Below are 14,838 nucleotides of genomic sequence, written 5' to 3'. Positions count from 1 at the left end.
TAGATGGTGAGGTGCCAAACAATGAACATTGAAGTAAACGCAATATTTCAAATTGCAGGAATCGGCATAATTATAGCGATGATCCATACCGTATTGAAGCAGATGGGCAAAGAAGATATGGCACATTGGGTTACACTCATTGGTTTCGTTGTTGTCCTATTTATGGTCATACGAATGCTGGACAGCTTGTTTCAGGAGATTAAATCAATTTTCTTGTTCCAGTAGGTGGATAATCAGTGGAAATGATTCAGATTGTTGGACTAGGCTTAATTGCGACAATACTCATTTTAGTAATAAAAGAACAAAAGCCGTTATTTGCCTTTCTGCTTGCGATGTGTACAGGCATCATCATTTTTTTATACTTGGTCGAAAAAATCGGTGGCATCATTAGTGTATTGCAGAAGCTAGCTGAATCAACTGGGGTTAACATGGTTTATCTCAAAACCATTCTAAAAATAATTGGAATTGCTTATATTGCTGAATTTGGTGCACAAATTGTACGAGATGCTGGACAAGAGAGCATAGCCTCAAAGATTGAGTTAGCAGGAAAGGTGCTTATTATGGTATCCGCTGTTCCTATAATCAGCATCATAATCGAAACAATCATGAAGCTATTGCCTACCTAGAAGGGGATGAGGTAATGAAATTATGGAAAACGAAGCAGCTTCATTTACCACTACTCTTGATTATTCTAGGTGCATTAACACTATCATTGCTACTCCCCTTTCAGGTAAATGCAAAGGATACAGATGGAAAAGAAGTGAATTGGAAAGAACGACAAAGCAATGAGCTAAAGACAGATGAAGTTGAAACCTACTGGGATAGCTTGATGAAGGAATACGGTGGTTTTTTCCCTGATCAGCAGCTCCCTTCATTTAAAGACATGTTGATTAAGGAAGGTCAAGGATTTGATTTAAAGTCAGTTTTTTCTGGCTTGATGAAATATATGTGGCATGAGGTGTTATACAACGGTCATATTCTTGTCACCATCATTTTATTGTGTGTGTTCAGTATGATCCTTGAAACGCTACAAACCGCATTTGAACGTAAGCAAGTTAGTAAGGTTGCCTACTCCATCTGTTATATGGTTATTTTGGTGCTTGCTATCAATAGCTTTCATGTTGCAATTTCTTATGCTAGTTCAGCGATAAGAGCTATGGTTGATTTTATGATTGCGATGGTGCCGCTGCTGTTTATGCTCCTAGCTTCGATGGGCAATGTCGTAACGGTGACGATTACACATCCCTTTGTCGTGTTTATGGTGCATACCGTAGGAACATTAGTACACACCATTATTTTTCCATTGTTGTTCTTCTCGGTTCTCCTTCATATCGTTAGCTCGCTGTCAGACAGGTACAAGGTGGATCGGCTTGCTGATCTACTCAAAACAGTCAGCATGGGGTTGCTTGGAGTTTTGCTTACGGTTTTTTTAGGAGTAATTTCGGTCAGAGGGTTTACAGGCTCAGTTACAGACGGAGTGACACTTAGAGCTGCGAAATATTTAACTGGAAACTTTGTTCCAGTCGTTGGCAAGTTATTTGCAGATGCGACGGATACAGTAGTATCCGCTTCACTGTTAGTCAAAAATTCAGTCGGAATTGTTGGCGTCATTATTTTGTTGTTCTTATGTGCTTTTCCAGCCATCAAGATACTAATTTTAGCACTAATATTTAATCTAGCTGCTGCTGTGTTACAGCCACTTGGTGATTCTCCAATTCTAACTTGCTTAGAAACCATCGGTAAAAGTATGGTGTACGTATTTGCGGCACTTGCCGCGGTTGCGATGATGTTTTTTCTAGCCATCACGATTATGCTAACCGCCGGAAATATTACGGTGATGATGAGGTGAGCAGAAATTGATATAGTGTCGCTTGTTTAGGGATGGTGAACGTTATGACCTTGCTTTCACAATGGCTAAAAGAAATTATTTTTATCATCTTATTTGCAGTATTTATTGAACTATTGTTGCCTAATCGTTCAATGGAACGATATGTAAAATTTGTGATTAGCTTATTGATTCTGCTGACCTTACTGTCACCGATTATGAAGTTATTTACAGATCAAACAGAGAAAAAAATTGAAGTTGCTTTAACCGGTGGATTTGATGAGGAAGATGGGAATGTACAGGCAGAGACGAAAAAGATTTTAGCTGAGGGGAATCAACTTCAGAAGAAACGTGAGCAAGAAGTTATGGCTTGGACAGGGGAAGAAATTGCAAGGCAAATGAAGGAGCAACTCAAAAATGTGACAGGGCAACCGATTAGCCGAGTAGCAGTAGGATTAACAAACTTAGGAAATAAAAAAGAAACAACAATTACCTCAATCGAGGTAGTGATGGGGAGCAGTCTTCAGGTACAATCTGAGCCGATAGTCGAGCCAGAGCAGTCCAAACAGTCAAGTCAGCCAAATCAGCCAAATCAGTCAGAGCGCTCAGAGCAATTAGAACAACCACAACAATCAGAGTCATCAGAAATAACAGGGGGGGCAACTCAAAACACTTCGCCAGACAAAATACAAAGTGTAGAGATTCCTGCAGTTAAGCAAATTGAAATTGATATTAGCTCATCTCAAAAAGATGAGAATGCTGGAGAACACAAGAAAGAACAAAGACATAACAAGCCATTAACTATTAATCAAGATCAAGGCACTAATCAGGGCACTAACGATGAAAAAATGAAGCAGATGAGCGATAAAATAAAAAGCTTTTTACAGGAGCAATGGGGGATACAAAGAAACGTCATTTCTGTTGTGGTGGATGAGGCAAATTTTAAGGAATAAGGAGGTGATTTGATGCCAAAGTGGTGGAATAAGCTAGAAGCATTTATTAGCTCAGGAGGAAAAAATGAAAATGGAAAAAGGAAACTAAATACATTCCGTTTGCTTATATTAATCGCCTTAATTGGTATGGCTATTATGTTATTTAACTCCTTTGTTCATGTGAAAAAGATAGATCCAGAAGGAGAAGGACGAGAGCCGCCGGTGCTTCAAAATATAACAACCCCTAATTTAAGTGATGCTGATACGAGTACAAGTCCTTTTGATGATATTGAGCATTCGCTCGAAAATAAAACAAAAGAAATTTTGGAAAAAATAGTAGGTGTAGGTGCAGTGGATGTTCTTGTCACAATTGATTCTACTGAAGAAGTCATTGTCCAACGTAATGTTAAGGACAGTCAAGAGGTGACGGAAGAAACAGATGCAGGTGGAGGAAAACGCAACATTACGCAATACACAAAAGACGGACAAATCATGACTTATGAGGTATCAGGTAATCAACAGCCGATTGTAACTAAAAAGGTAAAGCCTAAGGTTCGTGGTGTGTTGGTCGTAGCTAGAGGAGCAGAAAATGATACGGTAAAAGGTCTGATTGTAGATGCAGTTGAAAAAGGATTGAATGTTCCAGCCTTCAGAATCTCTGTTGTGCCTAGGAAACAATCACAATAAAACAAAGAAATTAAATAAAAGGATTCTAAGGAGGAAGTATAGTTATGAAATCTAAAAGACAAACAATTTGGTTGGTATCCATGCTTAGCTTAATGGTCATTTTATCTGCTTATTATTTGTTTACAGAGGATTCAAGCCAAAATGCTTCAAAACCAGTAGAGGGCGAGCAAGTTGTGAACATGCAAAATCCAACAGACCTGAAATTGTTCCCAGATTCAGCACCATCTAGTCAAGATGTTACCATTTCTGAAGTAACGTCTGAAAATGGTTCTTCTACAGGTGCAATTAAAGATGACAAAGAGCAGCCACAAACTGAAGTAAAGGATAATAATGAACCATCAGGCGAAAAAGAACAAACAGGAGAGAAACAACAAAACGGACAAGTGACCGAACCACAGGTCAAAGATGAAGATGTTTTAAAGCAGCTTGAAAGCCAAGGTACAACTAAACTAGATCAACTTACCGCTTATCAGCAAGAAAGAAGTCAAACCAATGCTAAAAGAGTAGATGAGCTTTTGAAAAAAATTAATGATGGAAAATCACTAGATGAGTCAGCAGTTGCTCAAAAGGAACTAAGAGTGTTAGAGGAAAATGAAGAAAAAATTAATGGTATTGAAGAGCGCCTACAACAACAATATGCAAATGCTGTAGTTACTGAGGACAATAATCAATATAAGGTCGTAGTCGCAAGTGAAAAGCTTGAAGCAAAAGATGCAGTAAACATCGTAGACCTTGTTATTAAAGAATTAGGTGTTTCTCAAGATAAAGTAAGTGTGCAATATGTGAGTAAATAATAAATAAATAATAAGCATGAGGGGGGAGAGTACATTACGGAAACGTGTTCGTTCCTTAGTGACTCTCTTCTTTTCTTTTAAAAATGTCTAATTTTAAAGGGTGCAGGTCATTTCCCAATTGAATCACCTGGATTAGAGCAGCTTAATAAAGCTGTGCTTTCGTTTTTGCAAAGGATTGAGCTTGGTGAGTTTTCAAATATGTCTTAGTACGTATAGAATGCTCCACTCTTTCTATTTTGATTGATTGTGATATAATACATAAAGTTATGTTACAAAAAAGGCCAAGGCTTTGCTGATTTAAAGCTGAAGGAGTGAATAATAATATGCTAAAGCTAAGTGAAATTAAAGAATTGATTGAATTAGTAGACAAATCAACATTACAGGAATTGGAAATTGAAAATGAAGGAAGTCGCTTGAGTATTCGCAAAGCTTCTCCGCAATTTGCGCCAGTGATGACACAACCGATGGTGATGTCTCCCTCAGCAGGTTTAAATATGCCTGAGGTCACTGTGAGCGAAGTAAATACAAGTGGCAGTGCAGGGGAAACGACTGTAGCAACTCCAGACACCTCTCATTTACATACCATTGTTTCTCCGATGGTAGGTACTTTTTATCGTTCATCTTCACCTGATGCAAATCCTTTTGTGAATATCGGGGACAAAGTAGGAGACAAAACGACGGTATGTATTATTGAAGCCATGAAATTAATGAATGAATTAGAAGCTGAAGTGAAGGGCTCCATAGTTGATATTCTTGTGGAAAATGGTCAGCTTGTAGAATATGGACAACCTCTATTTCTGGTGAAACCGGAGTAATTACCAAGGAGGGTGTGTAAACAGATGAAATTTCAGAAATTGTTAATTGCCAATCGTGGCGAAATTGCAGTTCGTATTATCAGGGCGTGTAGGGAAATGGGGATTTCCACTGTTGCAGTATATTCAGAGGCTGACCGTGACTCCTTACATGTTAAATTAGCGGATGAGGCCTATTGTATTGGACCCACCTTATCTCGTGACAGTTATTTAAATTTAACAAATTTGATGAGTGTTGCCACTTTAACCGAATGTGATGCTGTCCACCCTGGTTATGGGTTTTTGGCTGAAAATGCTGACTTTGCTGAAATCTGTGCTTCCTGCAATATTACTTTTGTTGGACCTTCCCCTGAAGCGATTACTAAAATGGGGGATAAGGCAGTAGCTAAGCAAACGATGCAGGAGGCAAATGTTCCGGTTATCCCTGGTTCAGATGGCTTGATTCAAGATTTGGATGAAGCTATTATGATTGCAAGACAAATTGGATATCCTGTCATTATTAAGGCAACTGCTGGTGGTGGCGGTAAAGGAATTCGTATTGCTGAAAATGAAGAAAGCTTAGTGAAGCAGATTGAAACTGCTCAGCAAGAAGCTCAAAAGGCATTTGGTAATGCTGGTGTTTACCTAGAAAAATACTTGACTGGAATGAAGCACGTTGAGATCCAAATCATTGCCGATAAGCATGGTAATGCGGTGTATCTCGGTGAGCGTGATTGCTCCATTCAACGTCGTCGCCAGAAGCTAATTGAGGAAGCTCCTTGTCCTGTTCTTTCTGCTGAAAAACGTAAGGAAATGGGAGAAGCAGCTGTTAGAGCGGCTTTGGCGGTAGACTACTCTGGAGCGGGTACACTGGAGTTTTTGCTTGGACAAGATGGACAGTTTTATTTCATGGAAATGAATACTAGAATTCAAGTTGAGCATCCCGTAACTGAAATGGTGACAGGAATTGATCTCATTCAAGAAATGATTTCTGTTGCAGAAGGCAACCCACTTTCCTTTAGTCAAAATGAAGTTGTGCTAGATGGATGGTCGATTGAATGTCGTATTAATGCAGAGGATCCATTCCGTAACTTTATGCCTTCTCCGGGTAAAATTGATTTTTACCTTGCACCTGGTGGTCCAGGAGTACGAGTCGATAGCAGTGCATATCCAGGGTACACGATTTCTCCTTATTATGACTCAATGATTGCGAAGCTGATCGTATGGGGAAAAACGCGTGAAGAGGCGATTACAAGAATGAAGCGCGCCTTAGCTGAATTTGCGATTGAAGGCATTCATACTACGATTCCGTTTCACCAGAAATTGCTTGAGCACCCTGCCTTTTTAAGTGGTAATTTCGATATTAAGTTTTTGGAAGAAAACGAAATTTAGAAAAAACCTCTTGGTTTGTCATAATGAACCTGAAATGATATAGTATGTATAATAAGTGCGCTTGTCTAAGAAGGATTTGTAAAGTCTAGCGTCATACTTATTGAGAGGTGGATGATTGAAATGAGTACAGTATCTACTGAATTTGAACGTACAGACATTGGTGAAATTCAGATTGCACCTGAAGTCATTGAAGTGATTGCTGGTCTTGCAACCGTCGAGGTAAAAGGCGTTGCTGGTATGAGTGGTGGCTTTGCAGGTGACATTGCTGAGCTTCTTGGCCGTAAAAATTTGGCTAAAGGGGTAAAGGTTGAGGTAGGACAACGTGAAGCGGCTGTAGACGTTTCTGTCATTATTGAGTATGGAAATCGAATCCCTGAGGTAGCAACTGAGATTCAACGTAATATTAAACGCTCGATTGAAAATATGACTGGACTAAATGTGATTGAAGTGAACGTACATATTCATGACGTGATCTTCAAAACGGCTGAAAAGATCGAAGAAGCAGAAGTAAACCACAGGGTAAAATAAATGAATGCATCTATAAACCCCCGACCTTGAGTCAGGGGTTTACTACACTTTTCACTTGAACTAATGAAGGAGGCTTTACCTCTCGTGGCTAAAATTGTAGATCGATTGTTGCTTTTCCTTTACAGCTTATGCATTGGAGTCATCTCGATAGCAGCAATTCTTTTATTAACTAATGTTGTGACTATATCCTATGAATCAAGTTCAAAAGATCCTGTGTTTGTTGGGATGATTGCAGCAGCTTCTGTACTGTTTTTGCTTAGCTTACGTTTCCTGTACATTTCTATTAAGCGTGATCGTAATGCTGGTAATTCCATTGATCAACGTACAGAATATGGAGATATTCAAATTTCGGTGGAGACGATTGAAAACTTAGCTTATAAGGCAGCGGCAACTGTACGTGGGGTGCGCGATATTAAGACAAGAATTCGTATCACTGAAGCAGGGCTTGAGATCAAAGTAAGAGCATTAGTGGATGGAGAAACCCCTATTCCTGACGTAACAGAGGAAGTACAAAGACAAGTGCATGATTACGTTAAAACAACGACAGGTATTCCTGTTGCTTATGTATCTGTATTTATTGCTAATCTTGTGCAATCATCCCCGATGATTAAAAGTCGGGTTGAATAGGAGTGAATCACCCTATGTTATGGAGGCAAATTAAAGAAAGTGGCTTAGGCCGTCTAATCGGGCTTGGCGCTGGATTGTTTTTCTTCCTTATTTATGTCTTTTTTGGATTTTGGAACATGCTGTTTTGTGCCCTGCTATTATACATTGGTTATATAGTGGGTAAACGTAAGGACTTGGGCGAAGAAAATCTAATTTCATTGGGCACAATACGGAATTGGTTAGAGAGACGCTATCGTCCATTTAAATAATTCCTGTGATATGCTTTTTCCTAAAAAAGAGCTATGCTTTTAATTTGCCCATTTTGTGGAGAGAGTATGTCAGAGGATTTTTTTGTCTTTAATCTCTAGCATTTTTGCACACTATCAAGGAGGATTTACATGAAACGACGGTTAGCAAGAGAAATTGCGATACAAAGCTTATATCAAATGGAAATGAATGAAGTGGAAGCAGAGGAAGCCGTAGTGATGCTCCTTACAGAAGCATCTGAGGAAAATGAGTCCCAGGTTGAATTGTCTGATGTAAGTAAAACAAAGGAATTTGTACTTGAGCTTGTTAATGGGGTTGCGAATAACAAACTCGCGATTGATGAGCTATTAGTGGATTACTTACAAAATTGGAATTTAGATCGTTTATCTAAAGTAGACCGTCAAATTTTAAGACTAGCTGTTTATGAAATGGTATTTCGGGACGATGTACCGGGCAAGGTTGCTGTTAACGAAGCAGTAGATTTAGCGAAGCATTTTGGCATGCCAGAGTCAGGTAAGTTTGTTAATGGTGTGTTAGGTAAGCTGATTGGGGATTTAGATGAATTAAAATCTAAAGTCGTGAAATAATCGAGAGTTTTACAAAAGTAAAAATAAATATAACTTAAATTAAGAGTGACAGATTGAACTAACTTCACTGCTGTTTCACTGCGCTCAAAAAGGAGAGAAATGACATGTCGGCAGCTATTATTAATGGGAAGCAAATTTCAGAAGAGATTCGTAATTCGCTCAAAAATGAAGTAGAGCAATTAAAAGGTCAAGGGCTTACACCAGGACTTGCAGTTATTTTGGTTGGCGAAGATCCAGCTTCTGGAGTTTATGTGCGTAATAAGGAAAAGGCATGTCATGATTTAGGTTTTTACTCAGAGGTACATCGTTTGTCAGCGAATACAACTGAGGAAGAGCTTCTTGCTTTAGTGGACAAGCTAAACCATCAACAGGATATTCACGGTATTTTAGTGCAATTACCATTACCTTCACATATTCACGAGAAATCAGTGATCGATGCGATTTCTGTGCATAAGGACGTCGATGGCTTCCATCCGATTAACGTTGGTAATTTGGTCATCGGGGATGATAGCTTGCTGCCATGTACCCCTGCGGGTGTAATTGAGTTGATTAAACGTGCAGGTGTTGAGATGTCAGGCAAACATGCCGTTGTTATTGGACGCAGCAACATTGTGGGTAAGCCTGTGTCACTACTACTACAGCGTGAAAATGCAACTGTAACAATGTGTCATTCTAGAACGAACAACATGAAGGAAATTACAAAACAAGCAGACATTTTAGTTGTAGCAATAGGACGTGCTAACTTTGTAGATGCTTCTTTCGTGAAGCCTGGGGCGGTTGTCATTGATGTTGGGATGAACCGGCTCGATAATGGCAAGCTAGCTGGAGATGTTGATTTTGAGAGTGTAAAGGAAGTATCAGGCCCGATTACACCGGTTCCAGGTGGAGTTGGTCCAATGACCATTACGATGCTTATGCAAAATACAGTTGTTGCTGCAAAAAGACTACACCAACAACGTTCATAAATAATTAAACAAGGAGGGGTTCTCGTGGAGCAACGCATTTATTCCATCAAGGAATTAAATCGTTACATTCGGATGAAGCTGGAATCTGATAACGTGTTGTCGGAAGTGTGGATTCGAGGCGAGATCTCCAATTTTACGCATCATTCTAGTGGACATATGTATTTTACGCTTAAAGATGCCGATAGCAGAATCAAAACAATTATGTTTGCTTCTCACAATCAACGTCTACCCTTCATTCCTAAGGAAGGTACGCGTGTGATTGCTAAAGGGAATGTGTCTGTATATGAACGTGATGGACAATATCAATTTTACGTGACACAGATGCAGCCCGATGGTGTGGGTAGCTTATATTTGGCCTATGAGCAGCTTAAAAGCAAGCTAGAATCGGCAGGATGGTTTTTACCTGAGCGTAAAAAAGCTATCCCTCGTTTTCCCAAGGTGATAGGCGTTGTCACATCGCCTACTGGGGCAGCTGTTAGAGATATTATAACTACCTTAGAACGCCGTTATCCAAGGGCAAATGTTATCTTATACCCTGTGCTTGTGCAAGGGAAAGGAGCGGCTCCTTCCATTGTTAAAGCCATTAAGGCGCTTAACGAGTCGGCGGAGGCGGATGTGTTAATTGTAGGGCGTGGTGGTGGATCACTGGAGGAGCTATGGGCGTTTAATGAGGAGATTGTGGCACATGCCATTTATCATTCCTCTATTCCCGTGATTTCTGCAGTAGGTCATGAAACGGATTTTACAATCGCAGATTTTGTGGCTGATTTGCGTGCAGCAACACCAACTGCAGCGGCAGAGCTCGCTGTTCCGCATCAAGCAGAGCTGATGGCTGTAATTAAGCAACGGCAAAATATGCTTTATCGGCTTGTACAATCCAAAGTTGAGCAAGCTCAAGCTTCCTTGAAGCGTGTCCAGCGTTCACCTGTTTTAGTTCATCCAAAGCGAAGCTTAACACAACATATTGAACGATTAGATGCGCTACAAGCAAGATCAAAATATTTAATTCGGAATTATATTTCACTTCAAAACTCACGTCACAGACAGATACATCATCAATTGCTTCGTTATCATCCTGCACAAACCTTTATGAACGTAAAACATCGACATACTGAATTGACACGTCAGTTAGGGCAAGGCATGGAGCGGATTATGAGAGAGCACAAACAACGTTTAGGTGGTGCAATTCGGCATTTAGATGCACTTAGCCCGCTAAAGGTAATGGAGCGAGGATACAGCCTTGTGTATGATCAGCAAGAGGAGAAGTTGATTAAATCAGTTGATGATGTTCATCTTGGTGATCTCATTACGGTTAAAGTTGCAGATGGTGATTTGAGCTGTCAGGTTTGGGGAATGGAGCCTAAACCTAATGAGAAAGGAGAACGCAATGGAACAGGAAATTAGCTTTGAAGAGGCAATGAATAAGCTGGAGCAAATTGTATCTCAATTAGAAGCAGGAGATGTCCCATTGGAGCAGGCAATTGAATTGTTTCAGACCGGGATGCAGTTGTCCCAAATTTGTGGAAGCAAGTTAACAGAGGTTGAGCGTAAAATAGAAATGATTGTAGAGCAAGAGGGACAAACTCAGAAAAGACCGTTTATATTAGAAGGCGGGGAATAAAATTGACTAGTTTCATTCCTTTAGAACAATATATGAAAGAGATTGAAATGAAACTTGTAGATTCATTTTCGACCTCGGTTCCCGAGACTTGGAATATACCAGCTTCATTAAGAGATTCAATGGAATATTCTTTGCTTGCGGGTGGGAAAAGGTTACGTCCATTGCTAGTAATAGCGGCCGCAGAGGCTATTGGGGGACAACGTGAGGCTGCAATCCCCATTGCTCAGGCAGTAGAAATGATACACACGTATTCCTTAATTCATGATGATTTACCAGCGATGGATAATGATGATTTTCGTAGAGGGAAACCTACAAATCATAATGTGTTTGGAGAAGCGATGGCAATTCTTGCAGGAGATGGCTTACTCACACATGCCTTTCATCAAATTGTCCAAGCTAGTCGCTTGCACAATGTACCTGCCGAGGCCACTTTAGATATTATTGAGGAATTGGCTATATTTGCAGGCCCTTCGGGTATGGTAGGGGGACAAGTTGCAGATATGCAAGGGGAACAAGGGATTACTGATCTTGAGACGTTACAATATATTCACCAGCATAAAACAGGTGATTTAATCGTTTTCTCTCTAAAGGCGGGAGGACGTGTTAGTGGAGCGTCTGAAGCGCAGCTTGCTGCACTAGCTAAGTTTGGTCAATGTATTGGACTTGCTTTCCAAATTCGTGATGATATTCTTGATCTTGTTGGCGATGAAGGAAAGCTTGGCAAAAAGGTTCAAAGTGATGTGAAGCAAGAAAAAGTGACTTATCCATATTTTATCGGTTTAGAGGCTTCACAGGCTGAATTAGAAAGATTAACGCTAGCAGCAAAAGAGGCAGTAAGTGATGGAAGTATCCCCTTCCCTGAACGTTTGCTTCAAATTGCTGATTTTTTAACTCATCGAGATCATTAATGTTTTATTGATTTTTCGTTTTTATTGTATTCATGTGATATAATGAAGGCTATTATCAACAAAGAGAAATCTAATTTATGGGAAGCGGGGAATTTTCAATGCTGCTTTCACAAATTAATGAACCCAGCGACTTGAAAAATTTTACTACGGAGCAACTTGTTCCATTAGCTGCTGATATACGTCAATTTCTAATTGAGAAGTTATCGGTGACAGGTGGACATCTTGCCTCTAATTTAGGTGTCGTTGAATTGACACTAGCGTTGCATTATTGCTACGAAAGTCCACGGGATAAAATTATTTTTGATGTAGGGCACCAAGCGTATGTGCATAAAATATTAACGGGCCGAATGGATCGTTTTGATACATTACGTAAGTCAAATGGATTGTGTGGCTTTGTGAAACGTTGCGAAAGTGAGCATGACGTGTGGGAAGCAGGTCACAGCAGCACTTCTCTTTCCGCTGCCATGGGTATGGCATTAGCACGTGATCTCAAGGGTGAAGACAACAGTGTAGTTGCCGTTATCGGAGATGGCGCGCTTACAGGCGGAATGGCATTTGAGGCGTTAAATCATATTGGACATGAGAAAAAAAATATGATGGTTGTTTTAAACGATAATGAAATGTCGATTGCGCCAAATGTAGGTGCAATGCACAATTATCTTAATAAGCTACGCTCTGATCGCAATTATTTGCGAGCCAAAGGTGAAGTAGAGCAATTCCTTAAAAAAATTCCTGCCATTGGTGGAAAGCTTGCTAAAACAGTAGAGCGGTTTAAGGATAGTTTAAAATATTTAATGGTTTCTGGTATTTTGTTTGAGGAATTAGGGTTTACTTATTTAGGTCCTGTAGATGGTCATGATATGGAAAGCTTAGTTGATATTTTTACTCAAGCTAAAAATGTAACAGGACCTGTGCTTGTACACGTACTGACGACAAAAGGGAAGGGATATACGCCTGCTGAGAAGGACTCTCATAAGTGGCATGGCATTTCTCCTTATAAAATTGAATCAGGCCAGGTATTAAAAGCAGTTGGTAACATGATGTACACTGAAGTCTTTTCTCAAACGTTGATGGAGCTAGCTGAGCAGGACCCACGTATTGTTGCCGTGACCCCAGCGATGCCAAGTGGTTCTGGTTTAGTTAAGTTTGCTGAAAAGTATCCTAATCGGATGATTGACGTTGGGATTGCAGAGCAACATGCGGCTACATTATGTGCAGCGATGGCGCTTGAGGGAATGAAGCCGATTTATGCGGTATATTCTACCTTCATGCAACGTGCTTACGATCAGATTGTGCATGATATTTGTCGCCATAATGCGAATGTAATGTTTGCCATTGACCGCGCTGGCTTTGTAGGTGCCGATGGAGAAACACATCAAGGTGTATATGACATTGCTTTTATGCGTCACATCCCAAATATCGTAATCATGATGCCAAAAGACGATAATGAGCTACGGCATATGATGAAGACCGCACTTGATTATAATGATGGACCAATTGCCTATCGCTATCCACGTATTAATGTGCCTGGCGTGCCTTGGGATGAAGAGCTAAAAGCAATTCCAATTGGAACTTGGGAAACATTAGTGTCAGGAGAGGAAATTAGTATTTTAGCGGTGGGCCCAATGGTCGAAGTCGCTAAAGCAGCCGCAGAAAGTCTAAAGCGGGATGGAATTTCAGTAGAGGTTGTCAATGCACGTTTCCTTAAGCCTTTAGATGAAAATATGCTTACAGAATTGGCGCACCGTCGGAATAAACTTATTGTGCTTGAAGAGGCCTCACAAGCGGGAAGCTTAGGTAGTGCTGTGTTGGAGTTTTATGCAACGACAGGTATAACGGGTGTGGATGTTTCGTTAATGGGTATTCCTGATGTATTTATTGAGCATGGTACGATTAAGGAGCAACGAGAGGAAGTAGGTCTTACCGCTGAATCCGTTATAGAACTCATAAAATCATCCCGTCTAGGTCATCGTAAGTATGTGAAGCAGGTCAAACCTTCTTAAATATTGTTTGAACGTTGTTGTACGTTAAAGTCAGGAGAGTCTTATGTCAGTTCCAAAAGAACGTATTGATGTATTGCTGGTAGAACAAGGGTATTTTAATAGCAGAGAAAAGGCAAAGGCAGCCATAATGGCTGGTCTTGTCTTTGATGGACATGAACGCATTGAGAAGCCAGGAACTAAGGTGCCTAGAGATATTGCATTATCGGTAAAGGGCGCGATCCATCCTTACGTTGGTCGTGGTGGTCTTAAGCTTGAAAAGGCAATCAAGGCGTTTGACTTAAATATGCAGGATGCTGTTATGCTAGATGTTGGTTCCTCTACTGGAGGATTTACAGACTGTGCCTTACAGCATGGTGCAAGCTATGTATATGCCATAGATACAGGGTATAACCAATTAGATTGGTCATTACGGAGTGATGAGCGTGTAAATGTCAAGGAGCGGACTAATTTCCGCTATATGACTCCATCTGATCTTGATGGACCAGATCCAAACTTTGCAAGTATTGATGTGTCTTTTATTTCCTTGAAAATTATTATGCCTCCATTACTTGAATTGCTGAAGAAGCCTTCGCATATTGTTGCTTTAATTAAGCCGCAGTTTGAGGCTGGCCGTGAAAAGGTTGGTAAGCTTGGGGTTGTAAGAGACGCTAAGGTACATGTACAGGTGCTTGAAGATATTTTAGGCTTTGCTGTTCATTTAGGTTTTGCTCTGCATCACGTTACTTTTTCACCGATAACAGGTGGAGAGGGGAATATTGAATTTTTGGCTCATTTTTCATTAAATGAAGAGGAGAATGCAAACCTACCCTCTATGGAATTTAGTCAAATTCAAGTTGTCGCTAGAAAAGTAGTGGAGGAAGCACATCTCCAGTTTAGAGGAAATCCATCTTAAATTAAGGTGGATTTTTTATTGGTTGAAAAAAGAACAAATG

18 protein-coding genes are annotated in these 14,838 nt (G+C 40.1%); all 18 read left to right on the top strand.

The window, feature by feature from the left end; genetic code table 11:
• Positions 1-21 precede the first annotated feature (21 nt).
• Entirely contained in the window at positions 22-225 is a 204-nt protein-coding gene (gene spoIIIAC / locus ABE099_RS09075; RefSeq protein ID WP_209858749.1) for a stage III sporulation protein AC, read from the top strand.
• A gap of 11 nt (positions 226-236) precedes the next feature.
• Positions 237-626: a stage III sporulation protein AD gene (gene spoIIIAD / locus ABE099_RS09070; RefSeq protein WP_430029504.1), complete on the top strand. Its 390-nt coding sequence runs from the start codon at positions 237-239 to the stop codon at positions 624-626.
• A gap of 14 nt (positions 627-640) precedes the next feature.
• The gene (spoIIIAE, locus tag ABE099_RS09065) at positions 641-1,849 is read left to right on the top strand and encodes a stage III sporulation protein AE (RefSeq protein WP_430029502.1); all 1,209 of its coding nucleotides are present in this window, start codon (positions 641-643) and stop codon (positions 1,847-1,849) included.
• A 44-nt stretch (positions 1,850-1,893) separates the two neighbouring features.
• The gene (spoIIIAF, locus tag ABE099_RS09060; RefSeq protein WP_430029500.1) at positions 1,894-2,778 is read left to right on the top strand and encodes a stage III sporulation protein AF; all 885 of its coding nucleotides are present in this window, start codon (positions 1,894-1,896) and stop codon (positions 2,776-2,778) included.
• 12 nt (positions 2,779-2,790) lie between these two features.
• The gene (gene spoIIIAG / locus ABE099_RS09055; protein ID WP_430029498.1) at positions 2,791-3,444 is read left to right on the top strand and encodes a stage III sporulation protein AG; all 654 of its coding nucleotides are present in this window, start codon (positions 2,791-2,793) and stop codon (positions 3,442-3,444) included.
• Positions 3,445-3,488: 44 nt separating this feature from the next.
• A complete protein-coding gene (locus tag ABE099_RS09050; protein ID WP_430029496.1) occupies positions 3,489-4,238 on the top strand; it encodes a SpoIIIAH-like family protein in 750 nt (249 codons plus the stop codon).
• Positions 4,239-4,561: 323 nt separating this feature from the next.
• Positions 4,562-5,053, top strand: coding sequence for an acetyl-CoA carboxylase biotin carboxyl carrier protein (gene accB / locus ABE099_RS09045; protein ID WP_430029494.1), 492 nt, complete (start codon positions 4,562-4,564; stop codon positions 5,051-5,053).
• 24 nt (positions 5,054-5,077) lie between these two features.
• Positions 5,078-6,421 (top strand): acetyl-CoA carboxylase biotin carboxylase subunit, encoded by a 1,344-nt coding sequence (gene accC / locus ABE099_RS09040; RefSeq protein WP_430029492.1) that lies wholly within the window; start codon positions 5,078-5,080, stop codon positions 6,419-6,421.
• 120 nt (positions 6,422-6,541) lie between these two features.
• Positions 6,542-6,949: an Asp23/Gls24 family envelope stress response protein gene (locus ABE099_RS09035; protein ID WP_210090224.1), complete on the top strand. Its 408-nt coding sequence runs from the start codon at positions 6,542-6,544 to the stop codon at positions 6,947-6,949.
• Positions 6,950-7,033: 84 nt separating this feature from the next.
• Entirely contained in the window at positions 7,034-7,576 is a 543-nt protein-coding gene (gene amaP, locus ABE099_RS09030) for an alkaline shock response membrane anchor protein AmaP (RefSeq protein WP_210090225.1), read from the top strand.
• Between the two features lie 14 nt (positions 7,577-7,590).
• Positions 7,591-7,824, top strand: a complete 234-nt coding sequence (locus ABE099_RS09025; protein WP_210090226.1) for a DUF2273 domain-containing protein — start codon at positions 7,591-7,593, stop codon at positions 7,822-7,824.
• A gap of 129 nt (positions 7,825-7,953) precedes the next feature.
• Positions 7,954-8,409, top strand: a complete 456-nt coding sequence (gene nusB / locus ABE099_RS09020; protein WP_430029490.1) for a transcription antitermination factor NusB — start codon at positions 7,954-7,956, stop codon at positions 8,407-8,409.
• A gap of 104 nt (positions 8,410-8,513) precedes the next feature.
• On the top strand, positions 8,514-9,374 hold the full coding sequence (gene folD / locus ABE099_RS09015; RefSeq protein WP_430029488.1) for a bifunctional methylenetetrahydrofolate dehydrogenase/methenyltetrahydrofolate cyclohydrolase FolD: 861 nt from the start codon (positions 8,514-8,516) through the stop codon (positions 9,372-9,374).
• 72 nt (positions 9,375-9,446) lie between these two features.
• Positions 9,447-10,778: an exodeoxyribonuclease VII large subunit gene (xseA, locus tag ABE099_RS09010; protein WP_430030554.1), complete on the top strand. Its 1,332-nt coding sequence runs from the start codon at positions 9,447-9,449 to the stop codon at positions 10,776-10,778.
• Positions 10,762-10,995 carry an exodeoxyribonuclease VII small subunit gene (xseB, locus tag ABE099_RS09005; protein WP_430029486.1) on the top strand — a complete coding sequence of 78 codons (234 nt, stop codon included), beginning with the start codon at positions 10,762-10,764 and terminating at the stop codon, positions 10,993-10,995. The genes xseA and xseB overlap by 17 nt, the downstream gene beginning before the upstream one ends.
• A gap of 32 nt (positions 10,996-11,027) precedes the next feature.
• On the top strand, positions 11,028-11,903 hold the full coding sequence (locus ABE099_RS09000) for a polyprenyl synthetase family protein (protein WP_430029484.1): 876 nt from the start codon (positions 11,028-11,030) through the stop codon (positions 11,901-11,903).
• Positions 11,904-12,001: 98 nt separating this feature from the next.
• Positions 12,002-13,906 (top strand): 1-deoxy-D-xylulose-5-phosphate synthase, encoded by a 1,905-nt coding sequence (dxs, locus tag ABE099_RS08995; RefSeq protein WP_430029482.1) that lies wholly within the window; start codon positions 12,002-12,004, stop codon positions 13,904-13,906.
• Between the two features lie 43 nt (positions 13,907-13,949).
• Entirely contained in the window at positions 13,950-14,798 is an 849-nt protein-coding gene (locus ABE099_RS08990) for a TlyA family RNA methyltransferase (RefSeq protein WP_430029480.1), read from the top strand.
• The last annotated feature ends 40 nt before the right edge of the window (positions 14,799-14,838 follow it).

Source organism: Paenibacillus turicensis, from assembly GCF_050461185.1.
GTDB lineage: Bacteria > Bacillota > Bacilli > Paenibacillales > Paenibacillaceae > Fontibacillus > Fontibacillus turicensis_A.
The sequence above is the reverse complement of the archived record's forward strand: the minus strand, read 5'-3'. Positions and strand labels throughout refer to the sequence as shown.

Coding starts and splice junctions, on each gene's coding strand:
- folD (WP_430029488.1), top strand. CDS start 8,514: ATGTCGGCAGCTATTATTAATGGGAAGCAAATTTCAGAAGAGATTCGT.
- dxs (WP_430029482.1), top strand. CDS start 12,002: ATGCTGCTTTCACAAATTAATGAACCCAGCGACTTGAAAAATTTTACT.
- spoIIIAG (WP_430029498.1), top strand. CDS start 2,791: ATGCCAAAGTGGTGGAATAAGCTAGAAGCATTTATTAGCTCAGGAGGA.
- accB (WP_430029494.1), top strand. CDS start 4,562: ATGCTAAAGCTAAGTGAAATTAAAGAATTGATTGAATTAGTAGACAAA.
- ABE099_RS09050 (WP_430029496.1), top strand. CDS start 3,489: ATGAAATCTAAAAGACAAACAATTTGGTTGGTATCCATGCTTAGCTTA.
- spoIIIAE (WP_430029502.1), top strand. CDS start 641: ATGAAATTATGGAAAACGAAGCAGCTTCATTTACCACTACTCTTGATT.
- xseB (WP_430029486.1), top strand. CDS start 10,762: ATGGAACAGGAAATTAGCTTTGAAGAGGCAATGAATAAGCTGGAGCAA.
- ABE099_RS08990 (WP_430029480.1), top strand. CDS start 13,950: ATGTCAGTTCCAAAAGAACGTATTGATGTATTGCTGGTAGAACAAGGG.
- accC (WP_430029492.1), top strand. CDS start 5,078: ATGAAATTTCAGAAATTGTTAATTGCCAATCGTGGCGAAATTGCAGTT.
- ABE099_RS09025 (WP_210090226.1), top strand. CDS start 7,591: ATGTTATGGAGGCAAATTAAAGAAAGTGGCTTAGGCCGTCTAATCGGG.
- ABE099_RS09000 (WP_430029484.1), top strand. CDS start 11,028: ATGAAAGAGATTGAAATGAAACTTGTAGATTCATTTTCGACCTCGGTT.
- nusB (WP_430029490.1), top strand. CDS start 7,954: ATGAAACGACGGTTAGCAAGAGAAATTGCGATACAAAGCTTATATCAA.
- xseA (WP_430030554.1), top strand. CDS start 9,447: ATGAAGCTGGAATCTGATAACGTGTTGTCGGAAGTGTGGATTCGAGGC.
- spoIIIAC (WP_209858749.1), top strand. CDS start 22: ATGAACATTGAAGTAAACGCAATATTTCAAATTGCAGGAATCGGCATA.
- ABE099_RS09035 (WP_210090224.1), top strand. CDS start 6,542: ATGAGTACAGTATCTACTGAATTTGAACGTACAGACATTGGTGAAATT.
- spoIIIAF (WP_430029500.1), top strand. CDS start 1,894: ATGACCTTGCTTTCACAATGGCTAAAAGAAATTATTTTTATCATCTTA.